The following is a 17,022-nucleotide window of genomic DNA, read 5'->3' on the forward strand; positions in this document are numbered from 1 at the left end:
GGTAGAGAAAAATATGGCGCAACAGCTATGGGAAATGTTTGATGAGCTTCTGGACGTGGTTATCACGGCCATCTCAGAGTCAGGAGTAGTAGATATTCATGCCTTTAAGATGTCCGAGGAATACCAGTATATTAAAACCCTTTTTGAAGACTCGTTTTTGGTCAATCAACTATTTGACGGCGATAATGTCGCTTAAAGGCCGAAAATGGAATTTCGGGGAAAGCACTGCCATATAAGGGTTATAGATTCACATAGTTACGCTGAATCCCTTGCTATTTGGGGTGCGAAACTCGAGTTCGCTCTTTTTCACTCATGAATGTCTCACACGCGACACAAATCACTCCCTTTTTCAACTGGTGATAGCTATAATTAGGCACGCGAGGAGAGGGGTCAGTGATGTGTAAATCGTTGAGCTTCTCAGCAAGTATTTCTTGTCTTCGTTCTATTTTCGACGTCTTGCTGTCCAGTTTTTTCTTAAATCGATTAAGTTGGCCGGAAAAAACGATAGGGAGCTGTGGGGAAGCATTGTACAAAATGAATTCAGAGTGAATAAAAATAAGAGAGGATTCGATCGTGGTGTTTGTCCCAAGTTTTCGAAGCAATTGTCGAAGGAGGAACTCACTCCGTTGTAGCTGAAGGAGCGGGTTCTTGATTTCAATACCGGAGATGGCGTGCCATTTTTCTCCATTAACATAATAATCACCGACAACCTGAAAAAATAAGCAGCGAATCAATTTGAAAAAGCTCTCTTTAATGTTCAAGCAACAAACCCTTCAATAAAATATAATCAGACGAAAGGTTTTTCTCAATCCAACGATCAAATTTTTTCTCACCTTCAAATCCTTTTTGCACATTGGCGTATTGTTGTTTTTCGTCTGGTGAGAAAAGCATTCGTCCTTCCAAAAATCTGAAATATTTTAATTCAATAGGTTCTTCCCTATCCTTTAGTTTCATCACTCAGCCCCTTTCGATTGATTCTTTTTATAATAAGGGAAATGACCACAAAAACCAACCCCCTTCCCTTTATTCTTTTCAAAAAGACTGGTATCATAAAAAAGTGTGTGAAGACTCATAGGGAGGATGGACAGAACATGAATATTCATGAGTACCAGAGTAAAGATCTACTCAGAGCGTACGGCGTGGCCGTGCCGACGGGTTATAAAGCTTTTTCTGTTGAAGAAGCCGTGGAAAAAGCCCGTTCGCTGAGCACGGATGTGCGCGTCGTGAAGGCGCAAATTCACGCCGGTGGTCGTGGAAATGCCGGTGGTGTCAAAATAGCGAAAAATGAGGATGAGGTACGTACATATGCCGAGGAGATTCTCGGTAAAACGCTCGTCACCCATCAGACCGGCCCTGAAGGCCAAGAAGTGCAACGGTTGTTGATCGAAGAGGGCTGTGACATTGATAAAGAGTATTACATTGGCTTGGTATTGGATCGCAGCACGTCCCGTATCGTCTTGATGGGCTCTGAAGAGGGCGGCACCGAGATCGAACAGGTGGCTGAAGAAACGCCCGAAAAAATCTTCAGGGAATATATCGATCCCGCCATTGGTCTGCAAGGCTACCAGGCACGTCGACTCGCCTTTAACATGAACATCCCCAACGATTCGCTTGGACAAGCCGTCAAATTTATGAATGGCCTATATACGGTCTTCATGGAGAAAGATTGTTCCGTCGCGGAAATTAACCCGCTCGTGTCCACGAAAGACGGCGATGTGCTCGCTCTGGATGCGAAACTGAACTTCGACGATAATGCACTTTACCGTCAAAAAGATATTCAGGAATTGCGGGACCTTGACGAGGAGGATCCGAAAGAGATCGAAGCGTCCAAATACGACCTTAGCTATATCGCCCTTGACGGCAATATCGGTTGTATGGTGAACGGCGCGGGTCTAGCCATGTCCACGATGGACATTATCAAGCATAACGGCGGCGAACCGGCCAACTTCCTGGACGTGGGCGGCGGTGCAGACGCGGAAAAAGTAACGGCTGCTTTTAAAATCATTCTCGAAGACGAGCATGTCCAGGGCATTTACGTCAATATTTTCGGCGGGATCATGAAATGTGACGTGATCGCGGAAGGTGTCGTGACAGCCACGAAAGAGGTAGGTCTGACGATGCCGCTCGTCGTCCGACTGGAAGGCACAAATGTCGATGAAGGCAAGAAAATTCTCAAGGAATCAGGTTTAAATATTACAGCGGCAGACACTATGGCAGATGGTGCCGAGAAAATTGTAGATTTAGTAAAATAGAAAGGCGGTCACTCTACTATGAGTATCTTAATCGATAAAGATACGAAAGTTATCGTTCAGGGGATTACCGGTGCCACCGGCCTCTTTCATACACAACAGACGCTTCAGTATGGCACGCAAATCGTGGCCGGCGTCACGCCGAAAAAAGGCGGGACTGAAATCGAAGGGGTCCCCGTGTTTAACACGGTCTCAGGAGCTGTAAACGCAACCGGAGCCACGGGTTCCGTCATCTATGTTCCGCCGGGACTCGCGGCCGACGCGATTTTTGAAGCCGTTGACGCGGAACTTGATGTCGTTATTTGTATCACGGAAGGCATCCCGGTCATCGACATGCTGAAAGTGAAACGATACATGGAAGGGAAAAAGACACGTCTCATCGGCCCGAACTGTCCGGGCGTCATTACGCCGGAAGAATGTAAAATCGGCATTATGCCCGGCTACATTCATCGCAAGGGCCACGTTGGCGTTGTTTCCCGTTCCGGCACCTTAACGTATGAAGCTGTTGATCAATTGACGAGCGCGGGTATCGGCCAGTCGACAGCGGTCGGCATAGGCGGCGACCCGGTGAATGGCACGGATTTTATCGATGCGTTGCAGCTTTTCAATGAAGATGACGACACGAAAGCCGTCGTCATGATCGGCGAGATCGGCGGCACGGCTGAAGAAGAAGCCGCCGAATGGGTGAAGGCGAACATGGACAAACCTGTCGTTGGCTTTGTCGGCGGCGCGACGGCGCCCCCAGGCAAACGTATGGGTCACGCCGGCGCGATTATCTCCGGTGGCAAAGGCACAGCGGAGGAAAAGAAAAAAACGATGGAAGCAAGCGGCATTTCCGTCGCCGAGACGCCTGCGATCATCGGAGAGACATTGATCGAATCGTTGAAAAAGAACAATCTTTATGAAGCATGCTTGACGCATGAACCGAAAGCATAACAGGTTTTGCGACATCTGTCATGAAAATATGACAGGTGTCTTTTTTTGCAGGTAAGAAAGTATAAACCACTTTCTTATCCTGCATAAGTGCAACTAAGGCTTATCGCCTTAAAGGCTTGGCGATAAGCCAAGTTTTCTTTACGCTTGACTTCTGTCACAGACGTGCTATAATAGAAAAGCACGAACATACGATCTATGAGAGGAGCCCCCTATGTCCACGTATCGGCAACGATTACTCCACGCCCATCATGCCCCCGGTATGACTTGGCGCGCCCTCCAGCGCCTGCATGCTGAACAGCCCCACCTGGAACAATATGCCCATACTTCGCTGCAAACATTGGCACATGTGACCGGCTGTCGCTATACAACAGTCCGCAGCTGGCAATCTTTCTGGAGAAACACAGCCATTGACGAGTTGGAAACAAACATGCAAACGGAAGGAATTATGCCGCTTACAGTCGATCATCCCCTGTATCCGTGGCGATTGCGGCAAATGCCCGACCCGCCCTGGGTCATCTATTGTAAAGGTGACGTGTCTTTATGTGAGAGAGAGACACTGGCGGTCGTCGGTACACGGCAACCGAGCAAATACGGCGTGCGCGCCACCGAAGAACTGCTCCCCCCTGTCGCCCAGGCGGGACGTGTGATCGTGAGCGGCCTGGCGAAAGGGATCGACACCATCGCCCATCAACGAGCTATCCTCGCCAAAGGCAAAACGATCGCGGTGATCGCCGGCGGGCTCTCCCACATTTACCCGCGCGAAAATCAACCATTGGCGGACGATATCGCCAAAGATCACCTCATCCTATCCGAATACCCACCCACACAACAGCCGCAAAAATGGCATTTTCCGGAACGCAATCGCATTATAAGTGCCCTCAGCGACCGCCTGTTTGTCGTCGAAGCCGGCGAACGGTCAGGAACGCTCATTACAGTCGATCAAGCATTGGAACAAGGGCGGGATGTTTGCGCCTTGCCGGGCTCAATTTACAATCAGAAATCCATCGGCACGAATCGTCTCATCGAACAAGGCGCGGGCATGGTCCTGCATCCATCCGATCTGTAGCCCCTTAATTTCAAAAAATTCCTCCCTTAATGAAAAGCTTTGTTTGACAAACGTGAAAGTGTTGTTTAATAATGAGGAAGGTTTTACATTAATATCAAGGGGGAGGAAACCTAGAGATGTCAGATTACCTTGTAATCGTTGAATCTCCCGCTAAAGCGAAAACCATAGGAAAATATTTAGGAAAAAAATATACGGTGAAAGCATCTATGGGCCACGTCCGTGATTTGCCGAAATCACAGATGGGCGTGAACGTTGATCATAACTATGACCCGAAATACATCACGATTCGCGGCAAAGGTCCGGTATTAAAAGAATTAAAACAGGCAGCGAAGAAAGCGAAAAAAGTTTATCTTGCCGCTGACCCGGACCGGGAAGGGGAAGCGATTGCCTGGCACTTGGCATTCAGCTTGGGCATCGATGAAGAGACGCCTTGCCGGGTCGTCTTCAACGAGATTACGAAGCCGGCGATTCAAGAGGCCTTCAAACATCCGCGCACGATCAATACCGATCTCGTGGATGCCCAGCAGGCGCGCCGCATTTTGGATCGCCTCGTCGGGTATAATATTAGTCCTTTGCTTTGGAAAAAGGTAAAAAAAGGATTAAGCGCCGGGCGCGTGCAGTCGATTGCCGTCAAGATGATTAACGATCGGGAGAAAGAAATTCAACAGTTTGAACCGGAAGAGTACTGGAACATTAAAGGTGAATTTTCGTACGGAAAAGAAAGGTTTGAAGCCCAGTTTTACGGGAAAGGAAAAGAGAAGCAGCCCCTGAAAACAAAAGAGGATGTCGACGAAGTGCTCGGCAATATTCAGGGGAATGACTTTACGATTGCCTCTGTCAGCAAAAAAGAACGTCGCCGCAACCCGGTACAACCATTCATCACGTCGTCTCTGCAACAAGAGGCTGCGCGTAAGCTGAACTTTCGTGCGAAAAAGACGATGATGCTCGCCCAACAGTTATACGAAGGCGTCGAAATCGGCAAGGAAGGCACGGTCGGTTTGGTTACGTACATGCGCACCGATTCCACGCGTCTTTCCGACACAGCGAAAGAAGAGGCGAGGACTTATATCGAAGAAACGTACGGGAGAGAGTATGTGGGTGCCGACCGCAAGCAAAAAAAGCAAAATGAAAATACCCAGGATGCGCACGAAGCCATCCGGCCTACATTCGTTACCCGAGAGCCGAAATCGTTAAAACCTTATCTGTCCCGGGATCAATTACGCTTATATCGCTTGATCTGGGAGCGCATGGTCGCCAGCCGTATGGCTCCGGCCATCATGGACACGATGTCGGCTGATTTGGAAAACGGCGGAATGACCTTTAGAGCGACAGGCTCCAAAGTTAAGTTTCAAGGGTTTATGAAAGTCTATATCGAAGGCAGCGATGACAAGAAAAAGGAAGACAATAAACTGCTCCCTGCCCTTGAAGAAGGCGAAACGGCCAAAAAAGAAACGCTGGAGCCGACGCAACATTTTACGCAACCGCCGCCCAGGTATACAGAAGCCCGCCTTGTCCGTACAATGGAAGAGCTTGGTATCGGCCGTCCTTCGACATTTGCGCCCACGCTTGATACGATTCAGCGGCGAGGATACGTCGCCCTGCAGGACCGTCGTTTCGTGCCGACGGAACTCGGAGAAATTGTGATCAATTTAATCGTTGAGTTTTTTCCGGAAATTCTCAATGTCAAGTTTACCGCCCAAATGGAAACGGATCTCGATGAAGTGGAGAATGGTCAGGAAAACTGGATTGCGATCATCGACGACTTTTATCAGGGTTTTGAAAAACGATTAAAAGTGGCCGATCAAGAGATGGAAGAAGTAGAGATTAAAGATGAGCCGGTCGGGGAAGATTGTGAAGAGTGTGGCCATCCGATGGTCTATAAAATGGGCCGCTATGGCAGGTTCATGGCCTGTTCCAACTTTCCCGATTGTCGAAATACAAAGGCCATTCTTAAGCCGATCGGCGTTAAATGTCCCCGCTGTCAGGAAGGCAATGTCGTGGAGAGAAAAAGTAAAAAGCAACGCACCTTTTACGGGTGTGACCGTTACCCTGAATGCGAATTCGTCTCCTGGGACAAACCGATTGCAAGGCCGTGCCCCAAATGTCAAAGCTTACTCGTAGAGAAAAAAGTAAAGAAAGACGTGCGGGTGCAGTGTACGAATTGTGATTACCGGGAAGACCCCAATTAAGGGGTTTTCCTATACTAAAGAAAAGCCGGTTGAATGTCACATTCACCTTCACAATATTGACAGATTTCAGACACAAATATAAAAAATATACGCAGCAAATCAGAATTTTATGAATAATACCTTGCTTTAGGGTTCGTGGTGTGTTAAACTTTACTCGCTTTCCCGAAAGGAGAATGGTATGCCTGCGGTTTCGCAAGACCCTTATCTGGCGTTTTTTCAATATTTGCAGGTCGAAAAGAACGTGTCCAAACATACGATGGCTGCTTACAGACGGCAATTGCTTGTATGGAAGGATTTTTTACGGGCAAACATAGAGGTCGACGTTCTGAATGCCAACGATCGGCACATTCGTGCTTATTTGACGCATCTCCATGAGAAAGGTCTCGCCAGGACGAGTATCGCTCGTGAACTTTCCGTGCTTCGCTCGTTTTATCGTTTCTTGAAAAGGGAATCGCTGGTAGAGGAAAACCCCGTGGCTTTTACACGTTTTCCAACCCAGCCCCAGCGGTTGCCCCGCTTTCTCTATAGCAATGAACTCGAGAAGCTCTTAAGCGTTTGTGAAGGGGATAACCCCCTTAAACAACGGGATCTGGCGCTCATTGAATTGCTTTACGCCACCGGCATTCGAGCCTCCGAGTGTTGTGGGTTGCAAGTCAGTGACGTTGATTTTAACACGGAAATGGTGCACGTTATCGGCAAAAATAGAAAAGAACGTTACATTCCGATAGGGGCTTACGCAATAGATGCGTTATTAAGGTATAGCGAAGACGGGAGACGCACGTTGACGACTCGTAGCGACAATCATCCTTCCGCTCTTTTTCTGAATGTTAGGGGTGGGGCGTTAACCGATCGCGGCTTACGCTATGTGTTGAACAAACGTGTGAACGAGGCTTCCTCCTCACTGGACATCTCCCCACACAGCTTGCGCCATACATTCGCGACCCACCTTCTGAATGAAGGGGCCGACTTACGCGCGGTGCAGGAGCTGCTCGGACATGAGTCCTTAACGACCACTCAGCGCTATACACATGTGACGACGGAGCGCTTACGGACGATTTATCAAGGGACGCATCCACGTGCCTGAAAGGAGAAACTATGGAACAGGCTTTTCACGCGACGACGATTTTTGCCATTCGCCATAACGGTGAAGGGGCGATGGCTGGTGATGGCCAGGTGACGTTTGGGCAGGCGGCCGTCATGAAACATGGCGCGAAGAAAATACGCCGAATCTATAACGGCAAAGTGCTCGCGGGCTTTGCGGGTTCGGTCGCCGACGCGTTCACGCTATTCGAGAAGTTTGAAGGAAAGTTACAGGAATACGGCGGGCAAATGCAGCGAGCCGCCCGCGAATTGGCCAAAGAGTGGCGCAGTGACAAAGTGTTGCGCCGGCTGGAAGCGATGCTCATCGTTATGGATGACCGACAATTGTTGTTAATTGCCGGCACAGGCGAAGTGATTGAACCTGATGACGGGATATTGGCGATTGGCTCGGGCGGTTTCTACGCGTTGGCAGCCGGGCGGGCACTCGTGAGACACTCAGGGCTTGGCGCGCGTGAAATCGCTGAAGAAGCCCTTAAAACCGCCGGTGAAATTTGCGTATACACGAATGACCAGCGTGCCATCGAGGAGATTTAACCTCCCTTGTTAGGGTTAGGAAAGGTGATAACAGTTGGAAGAATATGCCAATCACACGCCGCGTCAAATTGTCGATAAGCTTAATCAATACATTGTCGGCCAGAATGAGGCAAAACGTGCGGTCGCGATCGCCCTTCGGAATCGCTACCGGCGCAGTAAAGTGCCGGAAGGCATACGCGAGGAAATCACACCGAAGAACATTCTCATGATCGGTCCGACCGGTGTCGGGAAAACGGAAATTGCCCGCAGGTTGGCCAAACTTGTCGGCGCTCCGTTTGTAAAGGTGGAAGCCACGAAATTCACGGAAGTGGGCTATGTCGGCCGCGATGTCGAATCCATGGTGCGTGACCTTGTCGACAACGCGGTGCGGATCGTGAAAACGGAGAAAATGGAAGCAGTGAGACCCCAGGCCGAAAAGCAGGCCAATGAGCGACTGGTGAAATTGCTCGCGCCCTCCAAAAAAAAGAATCAGCAATTCAAAAACCCCTTCGAAGCGATATTTCAATCCCAGTCAGACGATGAGTCTGAACAGGAGGATGAAGGCACGGAAGCTGAACAGGAGAGTAACCGTGAACGCCGACGACGGATCGCCCATCAACTGGCCCTCGGTGAATTGGAAGATCATCTCGTTACCGTCGAAGTGGAAGAACAAACGCCTTCGTTTTCGGATATGTTCCAGGGTACGGGGATGGAACAGACGGGCATGAATATGCAGGAAATGCTCGGGAACATGATGCCGAACAAGAAGAAAAACCGACAGTTGCCCGTAAAGGAAGCGCGCGGTGTTCTCACTGATGATGAAGCGCAAAAACTCGTCGATATGGAGGAAGTCAGCCAGCAAGCCGTCAAAAAGACGGAACAACTCGGAATGATTTTCATCGACGAGATTGACAAAGTCGCCGGCCAACAAAGCAACAGCAGTGCCGATGTATCAAGGGAAGGCGTGCAGCGCGACATCCTCCCCATCGTAGAAGGAGCGACCGTAACGACAAAATATGGAGCGGTGCAAACCGATCACATTTTATTCGTGGCCGCAGGTGCGTTTCATATGTCAAAGCCTTCCGATTTGATTCCGGAATTACAGGGACGCTTCCCTACACGCGTGGAGTTGGTGAACTTGTCCAGGGATGACTTCATCAATATTCTGCGCGAGCCTGACAATGCGCTTCTCAAACAATATGCCGCTCTTTTGAAAACGGAAGGTATAGATGTAGAATTTTCTGACGATGCTGTGGACAGATTGGCTGAACTAGCCGAACACGTCAACCGTGAGACCGAAAACATCGGCGCCCGCCGATTGCACACGCTGCTGGAACGTTTACTCGAGGAATTGTCCTTTGAGGCCTCTGATATCACCCTGGAAAAGATAACGATCACAGCGCCGTATGTCGATGAAAAACTCGCGGATGTAGCCGGAAACGAAGATACCAGCCACTTTATTTTGTAAGTTAAAAATAGGAGGAATCACCTTAAATGGAACTACTGGCAAGATCGAGAAAAATCAATGATATGTTACAAAAGACAGCAGGTCAGCATGTGGATTTCAAGGATATGGCAGAAACGTTAAGCAGCGTGATCTCGGCGAATATTTTTGTCGTCAGTCGTCGGGGCAAACTGCTCGGTTATTCGATTCAGCAAGAGATCGAACACGATAAAATTGACCGCATCCTTGACGAAAGACAATTTCCGGAAGAATACACCGCCGGTATTTTCAATGTAACCGAAACATCCCCGAATCTGGATATTGACAGTGAACACACGGCCTTCCCGGCCGAAAATCGTGACCTGTTCCGCTCGGGACTGACAACGATCGTCCCCATCGTCGGAGGCGGCCAGCGATTGGGGACACTCATCCTTGCTCGCCTTGATGGTACCTTTAGCGATGACGATCTCGTGTTGGCTGAATATGGCGCCACGGTGGTGGGCATGGAAATCCTTCATGAAAAAGCCCAGGAAATCGAAGACGAAGCCAGAAGTAAGGCTGTTGTGCAAATGGCCATCAGCTCCCTTTCGTACAGCGAACTAGAAGCGGTTGAGCATATTTTCGAAGAGCTGGACGGCAAGGAAGGGCTGCTCGTGGCCAGTAAAATTGCCGATCGTGTCGGCATTACCCGATCAGTCATCGTCAACGCTCTGCGTAAACTTGAAAGCGCGGGCGTCATCGAATCCCGTTCTTTAGGGATGAAAGGGACGTATATCAAAGTGCTTAACGACAAATTTTTGGTGGAACTCGAACGACTTCGTGATGAATAAGCAGTGAACTATGAACGAAAGAGCGAGTCATCTCTTCTTTTTGCAAGAGGAGACGACTCGCTCTTTTTTAATGAAAAAATCCCAATATTATCCATATAAAGCGTTTGCACAATTTAGTACAAAGTCACTTTTATATTAAAATCAATGAATCTAAAGAACTAATTAAAAGAGCGGATGAATGAAGTTTAATAGATAAAATCTACTGACTTTTTATTTTTTTCGATTCTATTAGACAATCTTCCAGTATTTTTTATACAATGAAAGAGTCGAATTTTATCCGACCTAAGTAACAAGATATTACCACTGAGCTAAACGTTATATTATTTTTCATAAAAAGGAGGGATAGGCGTGGCTTTATTTTCCTCAAATGTGCAGTCGTTACATAGCGGGCTGGATGGTGCAGCGCTTCGGCAGGAGACGATCGCGGACAACATCGCAAATGTGGACACGCCAAACTTCAAGGCGAGAAAAGCCCACTTTCAGCACACGCTTAACGAAGCCGAGCAGCGCTTCGACGCGTATAAGACGAGCGGTCGACATGTCGATTTTGGCGGAGAGCCCCGCGGGGCGTACACCTCCGTCGACCGTAACCGTATGTACGATCACAATGGTAACAGCGTTGATCTGGATAAGGAGATGGCGGCCATGGCCAACAACCAAATCTACCAGGCAGCCCTTGTCGATCGGATGGACGGCCAATTTAGCAGTCTGAAAACAGCTTTGGGAGGTGGAAACTAGTATGTCTATGTTTGCGGGAATGAATGCGACAGCCTCAGCTTTAACCGCGCAACGTTTGCGTATGGATACAGCTTCCGCCAATATGGCCAACGCCTCGTCAACGCGTGGGACGATGGTCGATGGGGAATGGGAACCATACAGACGGAAAATGGTCTCCATGACCCCGCAAGATAGTCAGCCCTCGTTTGCTTCCCATTTGCGAAGGGCAGAACAAGGCGAGGGCGGAGGCGTAAGGGTGAGCGGTATCATTGAAGATCAGACGCCTTTTCAGACGATCCGGCAACCGGGTCATCCGGATGCCGATGAGGATGGCAATGTCGAGCTCCCCAATGTGGACCCTTTGCAGGAGATGGTAGATGTGATGGGGGCGAGTCGTTCATATGAAGCGAACGCGACAGTATTCGATGCCCATAAAGGGATGAAAATGAACGCTTTGGACATTGGACGAGGGTAAAAAGACTAAAAAGGGGATAAGGGTATGCAAGGAATACAAGGTGATACTCATTTGCCGATGCCGGTTTCGCCACTTGCGCCGCAAGCTCCGGAAGCTGCCGATGAGCAAGGGGAGCAGGTAAGTGCATCTGAGGCACAAAACACCTTTGGTAACATTCTGAAAGAAGCGCTGGAAAATGTTGAGAGCCATCAGGCCGAATCCGAAGAGATGACCCAACAGTTGCTAAACGGAGAAGTGGAAAACCTGCATGATGTTATGATTGCTTCCGAAAAAGCAGGCGTCGCGTTGCAGGCTACCGTGGAAATGCGAGACAGAGTGATCGATGCATATGACAACGTGATGCGAATGACACTGTGACAGCGAGAAGGTTCGATGAGGAGGCGGGCGGCATCTCATGAATGAAACGATACATAGATACAAAGATAGAGCACGGGAATACTGGACAACGAGATCCAGGCATCAGCAACTTTTTATCCTCGGCGGCCTCCTCTTAATTATCGTGTTGATCGGAGTGATCATCTTCTTCAGCATAAGGACGAATTATGCGCCGTTGTATAATGACTTGCCTGTGGAAGAAACGGGACAGATTAAGGAAACCCTCGACAGCCGGGGCATCCCCTCGGAAGTGACTGCTGATGGCACCGCCATATTAGTGCCGAGAGAAAGCGTTGACCAGTTGAAAGTGGAACTGGCCGCTGAAGGGATTCCGCAGAGCGGCTCCATCGGTTATGAAGATTTTCAGGACCAGCTTGGCTTCGGCATGACCGAGAATGAGTTTTCGGTGATGGAAAAAGCGACGCTGGAGACGGAACTCAGCAACCTCATGCAGTCGGTGGATGGCGTTTCACTTGCCGAGGTGATGATTACGCTCCCGGAAGAAACGGTATGGGTGAGCGACCAGCCGGAAGAAGCCAGTGCCTCGATCGTGCTTACTCTGGACGGCGGATATCAATTGGAGCAAGGCAACGTCCAGGCCCTCTATCACCTCGCATCACGAAGTATCCCCCATTTGCCCGAGGAAAATATTATGATCGCGGACAATCAGGCCAATCAATACCATTATGAAGATCAGGGAGCGATCGACGGGACTCGGCAAACATATGACCAGCAGCGGGAGATCAGCCGTGATATCGAAAATGACCTGCAACAACAGCTTCAGCAGATGCTCGGGACGATGATGGGGCAACATAGGGTGATGGTATCGGTGACGACGGATATTGATTTTACCCAGGAAAGTCGTGAAGAGGAACTCATCGAGCCCGTGGATGAAGACAGCATGGAAGGCATCGAAATAAGTGCCGAGTCGATCACGGAAACGTATGAAGGTGAAGAGTTACCTGAAGAAGGGGTTGCCGGGACGGGGGAAGATGACATCGCCAACTATCCCGGGGCCGCGGCCGGTGGAGATGGCGACTATGAAAGAATCGAAGAACGCGTGAACAATGATGTCAATCGCATTCACCGCCATATTCAGGAGAGCCCTTATAGATTAAGAGACCTAGGCATCCAGGTCGTCGTCGAACCGCCTGATCCGGAAGATATGTTATCGCTGCCGGCGGATACCGTCGAGGACATCGAATCGATTTTGGAGACGGTCGTCTCAACGAGCATCGATGAAACCTATCTGGAAGAGATTGACGACGGGGAGATCAGGGACAAGATATTCGTTTCTGCCCAGCCGTTTATGAACAACATGGAAGAGGAAGAACCGGAAAGTGCAGGCATCCCCGCCTGGGTCTATATATTAGGGATCGCGATCCTCGCAGCTATCGTGGCCATCATCTTCATTATGCGACGCAACCGCTATAACATAGATGAAGAGGATTTCGAGGATGAACGTGTCAACCTGGAAGATATTCCCGAAGAAGATGTCTCGGTTGAAGGTGAACAACGAAAACGGCTGGAAAGGCTCGCACGCGAAAAACCGGAAGAGTTTTCCAAACTTCTGCGCACGTGGCTCTCGGAAGATTAGGAGGCAGATGGATGACGAAAGGAAAAAAATTAATCACCGGAAAACAAAAAGCAGCTGTTCTTCTGATCTCGATGGGGCCTGACGTTTCGGCAAATGTTTATAAACACTTGCAATCGGAAGAAATCGAGCAATTGACCCTCGAGATCGCCAACGTTCGCAAAGTGGAAAACGAAACGAAAGAAAAAGTGATCACTGAATTTCATCAGCTCGCCGTTGCCCAGGATTACATGACCCAGGGCGGCATTGGCTACGCGAAAGATGTATTGGAAAAAGCGCTTGGAGAAGAAGAAGCGATGAACATTATCACGAGGCTCACATCGACGTTGCAAGTCAGGCCGTTTCATTTTGCCCGCAAGGCGGAACCTTTGCAGATTTTAAATTTTATTCAAAATGAACATCCGCAGACGATCGCCCTCGTCCTTTCTTATCTGGATGCGGAACAAGCCGGCCAAATTCTCTCTGAGTTACCTATAGAGTTACAGGCGGATGTGGCCAGACGGATCGCGGTGATGGACAGCACCTCTCCCGAAGTCATTAGTGAAGTGGAAGAGATTCTTGAGCAACAACTGTCCTCGACGGTGTCTCAGGACTATAAAGAAGCGGGAGGCATCGCCTCGGTCGTCGATGTTCTGAACAGTGTCGACCGCGGCACCGAGCGGACCATCATTGGTTCCCTCGAGTTCCAGGACCCGGAACTTGCCGATGAAATTAAAAAACGAATGTTCGTATTCGAAGATGTCATCACCCTCGATAACCGCTCCATTCAGCGAATTATTCGGGAAGCGGACCAGGAAGATTTGCAGCTTTCCCTGAAGGTGGTCAGCGAGGAAGTGAAAACGATTCTATTCAGCAATATGTCTACGCGTATGGCCGAAACGTTCAGAGAGGAACTGGAGTACATGGGACCGGTTCGTCTGAAAAATGTGGAAGAGGCGCAAACGCGGATCGTCGGGACGGTGCGTCGTTTGGAAGAAACGGGCGAAATTGTGATCGCCCGAGGTGGGGGGGACGATGTGATTGTCTAACATTATCAAAAGAGAAACATCAACGATGCGCGTCAACCCTCGTTCTGTCATGTTACAACCGATGTTTACAAATCGTGAAGGGTGTGAGGGGACAGCATCCAACAACCATATGATTGCCGACGCCCGCAAAGAGGCAGAAACGATCCTCGCGGAGGCACGGGCCGAAAGAAAAGCCATACATGAAGACATGGAGACATCCCGTGCCGAACTGGAGCAGACGATGGAAAAGAAGTACGCGGCAGCGAAAAGTGCCGGTGAGAAAGAAGGGTTTCGTGCAGGGGAAGAAAAAGGTTACGAAGCGTATCGGGCGATTATTAACGATGCCCGGGACATCGTGACCTTAGCCCGTGAGGAATACCAGCACTATTTGGATGGTGCCGAGCCGGTGATTATCGATGTCGCCATGAAACTCTCCGAAAAAATTCTGGGCGAGAAACTGGAACAGGAGACGCATTGGCTGCAATTCGTCAAACAAGCGCTCCAAGAAGTGAAAAATCAGAGCGACGTCGCCGTTTATGTCCACCCTGATCGCTACGAAGAAACGGTGCAGCAACGGGAAGAATGGTTAGCAATTCTCAGTAACTCGGAACGCATTCGTTTTTTTCCGGACGCGGATCTGGACAAAAACGATTGTATCGTCGAGACCCCCTACGGGCGTCTGGCCGCTTCGCTCAAGGACCAACTGACGGCATTGCAAACCGATCTTTATGAAAAGCTTGCGGCGGGACGATCGCCATGAAAGCGTCGGAGATCGCAAATGAAATCGAGTACTTGCAGCCGTTGAAATGGTTTGGAAAAGTGACGCGTGTCGTCGGTCTTACCATCGAAGCGCGTGGACCGCAAGCCGCTGTCGGTGACATCTGCCTGATTTATCCGACGAATGAACGCGACCCTTTACAGGCGGAAGTGGTCGGCTTTAAGGAATCGCTCCTTTTATTGATGCCGTTTTCCCCGACAGCCCACATTCAGCCCGGTTCACTCGTGAAAAGCACGGGGAAGCCTCTCACCATCGGTGTCGGGACAGGGTTGATCGGAAAAGTGATCGATGGTTTGGGCCATCCGCTTGACGGCGGGGAAAGACCGAAAGGGCTGTATAAAACGTCTGTCGAGCGCAGCCCTCCCAACCCGCTGACCCGCCCGCGGATTACGCGCCCATTATCGCTCGGTGTCCGGGCCGTCGATGGTCTGCTTACTGTAGGGGAAGGGCAAAGAGTGGGGATTTTTGCCGGCAGCGGGGTCGGAAAAAGCACGTTGATGGCCATGTTTACGAAATATTCGGAGGCAGATATCAATGTGATCGCCCTCATCGGTGAACGAGGCCGGGAAGTGAAAGATTTTATCGACAAAGATCTCGGTGACGAAGGGCGAAAAAATACGATCGTCGTCGTGGCCACTTCCGATCAACCCGCCCTCGTTCGCATCAAGGGGGCGATGGCCGCCACAGCCATTGCGGAATATTTTCGCGACCAGGGAAAGAGGGTCAATTTAATGATGGACTCAATTACCCGCTTTGCGATGGCTCAACGCGAGATCGGCCTTGCCATCGGCGAGCCGCCGACGACGAAAGGCTATACGCCTTCCGTTTTCGCCCTCCTGCCTCGACTGCTGGAACGCTCGGGTACGAGTGAATATGGCTCGATCACGGCTTTTTATACCGTGCTTGTCGATGGCGATGATCTCGATGAGCCGATCGCCGATGCCGTGCGCGGAATCCTGGACGGGCATTTTATTCTTGACCGTAAACTGGCAAATAAAGGGCATTACCCGGCGCTTAACATTTTAAAAAGCGTCAGCCGTTTGCTGCCCGACATTGTAAGCGAGGAGCATGGAGCCGCAGCTTCCGTTCTCAGGCAACATCTGGCGACGTACGAAGAGAATGAAGATTTGATTCAGGTAGGCGCCTATAAGCGTGGCACGTCTAAAGACATTGACCTCGCTCTTGATTTGCAGCCGGACATTCAAGCCTTTTTGCAGCAAGGGACCGACAAGCCACTGAATTTCACAAAAACGACGGAACAATTGCAAATATTAGCAGGGAAAGGGAACGATGGTCGATGACTTTTACGTTTACACTCGAAAAACTACTGGAATTTAAGGAACGTGAAGCTGTCGAACTGAGAAAAGGATATGAGGAGGCAATCGGTAAGTTTGAAACGATCGGGTATGAATTATATCGCTGGTTGAAAGCCCGAGAGACGCTTGATGAAAGCCAGCATGAAGATTGCCAGACGGGGACGACGATCGCGGCAATACAATCCAGACAAATGGTAAGAGAAAACGTTGAAACGACGATCGCCCGCTGCCAGGTGAAGACAAACGCCGCCCGCAAGGAGATGGCCAAACGCAAAGAGGAATGGCAGGCAGCGACGATCGAATGTAAAAAATACGAAAAAATGAAAGGGCGCAAATGGGAAGAATATCAACATGAAATGAAAAAGCAAGAGCAAAAATTCATAGACGAGATCGCTTCCCGGCAAGTTTTAAGAAGCAGAAGTAGGTGAAGGA

At 49.7% G+C, this 17,022-nt stretch carries 18 protein-coding genes and 1 pseudogene; 17 read left to right on the forward strand and 2 right to left on the reverse strand.

Annotated elements, in window-relative coordinates; all coding sequences use genetic code 11:
- Nucleotides 1-196 (forward strand): annotated as a pseudogene (locus BLS58_RS17565) (IS4 family transposase); the annotation flags it as partial.
- A 76-nt stretch (nucleotides 197-272) separates the two neighbouring features.
- Here the strand turns inward: BLS58_RS17565 and BLS58_RS10855 are convergent.
- Nucleotides 273-761, reverse strand: a complete 489-nt coding sequence (locus BLS58_RS10855; protein ID WP_090398823.1) for a nuclease-related domain-containing protein — start codon at nucleotides 759-761, stop codon at nucleotides 273-275.
- On the reverse strand, nucleotides 751-954 hold the full coding sequence (locus BLS58_RS10860; RefSeq protein ID WP_090398824.1) for a hypothetical protein: 204 nt from the start codon (nucleotides 952-954) through the stop codon (nucleotides 751-753). Before BLS58_RS10860 ends, BLS58_RS10855 begins: the two co-directional genes overlap by 11 nt.
- Nucleotides 955-1,091: 137 nt before the next feature.
- Here BLS58_RS10860 and sucC point away from each other — a divergent pair, with 137 nt between their 5' ends.
- The 16 genes from sucC to fliJ all read left to right on the forward strand — a co-directional run bounded on the left by sucC (nucleotide 1,092) and on the right by fliJ (nucleotide 17,018).
- A complete protein-coding gene (sucC, locus tag BLS58_RS10865; protein ID WP_090398825.1) occupies nucleotides 1,092-2,252 on the forward strand; it encodes an ADP-forming succinate--CoA ligase subunit beta in 1,161 nt (386 codons plus the stop codon).
- Between the two features lie 18 nt (nucleotides 2,253-2,270).
- Nucleotides 2,271-3,185, forward strand: a complete 915-nt coding sequence (sucD, locus tag BLS58_RS10870) for a succinate--CoA ligase subunit alpha (RefSeq protein ID WP_090398826.1) — start codon at nucleotides 2,271-2,273, stop codon at nucleotides 3,183-3,185.
- A gap of 211 nt (nucleotides 3,186-3,396) precedes the next feature.
- Nucleotides 3,397-4,251, forward strand: a complete 855-nt coding sequence (dprA, locus tag BLS58_RS10875; protein ID WP_090398827.1) for a DNA-processing protein DprA — start codon at nucleotides 3,397-3,399, stop codon at nucleotides 4,249-4,251.
- A gap of 116 nt (nucleotides 4,252-4,367) precedes the next feature.
- Entirely contained in the window at nucleotides 4,368-6,440 is a 2,073-nt protein-coding gene (gene topA / locus BLS58_RS10880; RefSeq protein WP_090398828.1) for a type I DNA topoisomerase, read from the forward strand.
- Nucleotides 6,441-6,618: 178 nt separating this feature from the next.
- Nucleotides 6,619-7,524, forward strand: a complete 906-nt coding sequence (gene xerC, locus BLS58_RS10885) for a tyrosine recombinase XerC (protein ID WP_090398829.1) — start codon at nucleotides 6,619-6,621, stop codon at nucleotides 7,522-7,524.
- An 11-nt stretch (nucleotides 7,525-7,535) separates the two neighbouring features.
- The gene (gene hslV / locus BLS58_RS10890) at nucleotides 7,536-8,075 is read left to right on the forward strand and encodes an ATP-dependent protease subunit HslV (RefSeq protein ID WP_090398830.1); all 540 of its coding nucleotides are present in this window, start codon (nucleotides 7,536-7,538) and stop codon (nucleotides 8,073-8,075) included.
- Nucleotides 8,076-8,109: 34 nt separating this feature from the next.
- The gene (gene hslU, locus BLS58_RS10895; RefSeq protein WP_090398831.1) at nucleotides 8,110-9,522 is read left to right on the forward strand and encodes an ATP-dependent protease ATPase subunit HslU; all 1,413 of its coding nucleotides are present in this window, start codon (nucleotides 8,110-8,112) and stop codon (nucleotides 9,520-9,522) included.
- Between the two features lie 26 nt (nucleotides 9,523-9,548).
- Nucleotides 9,549-10,328: a GTP-sensing pleiotropic transcriptional regulator CodY gene (codY, locus tag BLS58_RS10900; protein ID WP_090398832.1), complete on the forward strand. Its 780-nt coding sequence runs from the start codon at nucleotides 9,549-9,551 to the stop codon at nucleotides 10,326-10,328.
- Nucleotides 10,329-10,676: 348 nt separating this feature from the next.
- Nucleotides 10,677-11,066: a flagellar basal body rod protein FlgB gene (flgB, locus tag BLS58_RS10905; RefSeq protein WP_090398833.1), complete on the forward strand. Its 390-nt coding sequence runs from the start codon at nucleotides 10,677-10,679 to the stop codon at nucleotides 11,064-11,066.
- Nucleotide 11,067: 1 nt separating this feature from the next.
- Complete coding sequence (gene flgC / locus BLS58_RS10910; RefSeq protein WP_245723143.1) at nucleotides 11,068-11,520, forward strand: flagellar basal body rod protein FlgC; 453 nt, start codon at nucleotides 11,068-11,070, stop codon at nucleotides 11,518-11,520.
- Nucleotides 11,521-11,544: 24 nt separating this feature from the next.
- Nucleotides 11,545-11,877 (forward strand): flagellar hook-basal body complex protein FliE, encoded by a 333-nt coding sequence (gene fliE, locus BLS58_RS10915; protein WP_090398834.1) that lies wholly within the window; start codon nucleotides 11,545-11,547, stop codon nucleotides 11,875-11,877.
- 37 nt (nucleotides 11,878-11,914) lie between these two features.
- Nucleotides 11,915-13,492, forward strand: coding sequence for a flagellar basal-body MS-ring/collar protein FliF (gene fliF, locus BLS58_RS10920; protein WP_090398835.1), 1,578 nt, complete (start codon nucleotides 11,915-11,917; stop codon nucleotides 13,490-13,492).
- Nucleotides 13,493-13,503: 11 nt separating this feature from the next.
- Nucleotides 13,504-14,517 (forward strand): flagellar motor switch protein FliG, encoded by a 1,014-nt coding sequence (gene fliG, locus BLS58_RS10925; RefSeq protein ID WP_090398836.1) that lies wholly within the window; start codon nucleotides 13,504-13,506, stop codon nucleotides 14,515-14,517.
- A complete protein-coding gene (fliH, locus tag BLS58_RS10930; RefSeq protein WP_090398837.1) occupies nucleotides 14,510-15,256 on the forward strand; it encodes a flagellar assembly protein FliH in 747 nt (248 codons plus the stop codon). The genes fliG and fliH overlap by 8 nt, the downstream gene beginning before the upstream one ends.
- Entirely contained in the window at nucleotides 15,253-16,575 is a 1,323-nt protein-coding gene (gene fliI, locus BLS58_RS10935) for a flagellar protein export ATPase FliI (protein WP_090398838.1), read from the forward strand. Before fliH ends, fliI begins: the two co-directional genes overlap by 4 nt.
- Nucleotides 16,572-17,018 carry a flagellar export protein FliJ gene (fliJ, locus tag BLS58_RS10940; RefSeq protein ID WP_090398839.1) on the forward strand — a complete coding sequence of 149 codons (447 nt, stop codon included), beginning with the start codon at nucleotides 16,572-16,574 and terminating at the stop codon, nucleotides 17,016-17,018. Before fliI ends, fliJ begins: the two co-directional genes overlap by 4 nt.
- Nucleotides 17,019-17,022: the final 4 nt, after the last annotated feature.

Origin of the sequence: Natribacillus halophilus, assembly GCF_900100185.1 — a bacterium.
Classification (GTDB): Bacteria; Bacillota; Bacilli; order Bacillales; family Marinococcaceae; genus Natribacillus; species Natribacillus halophilus.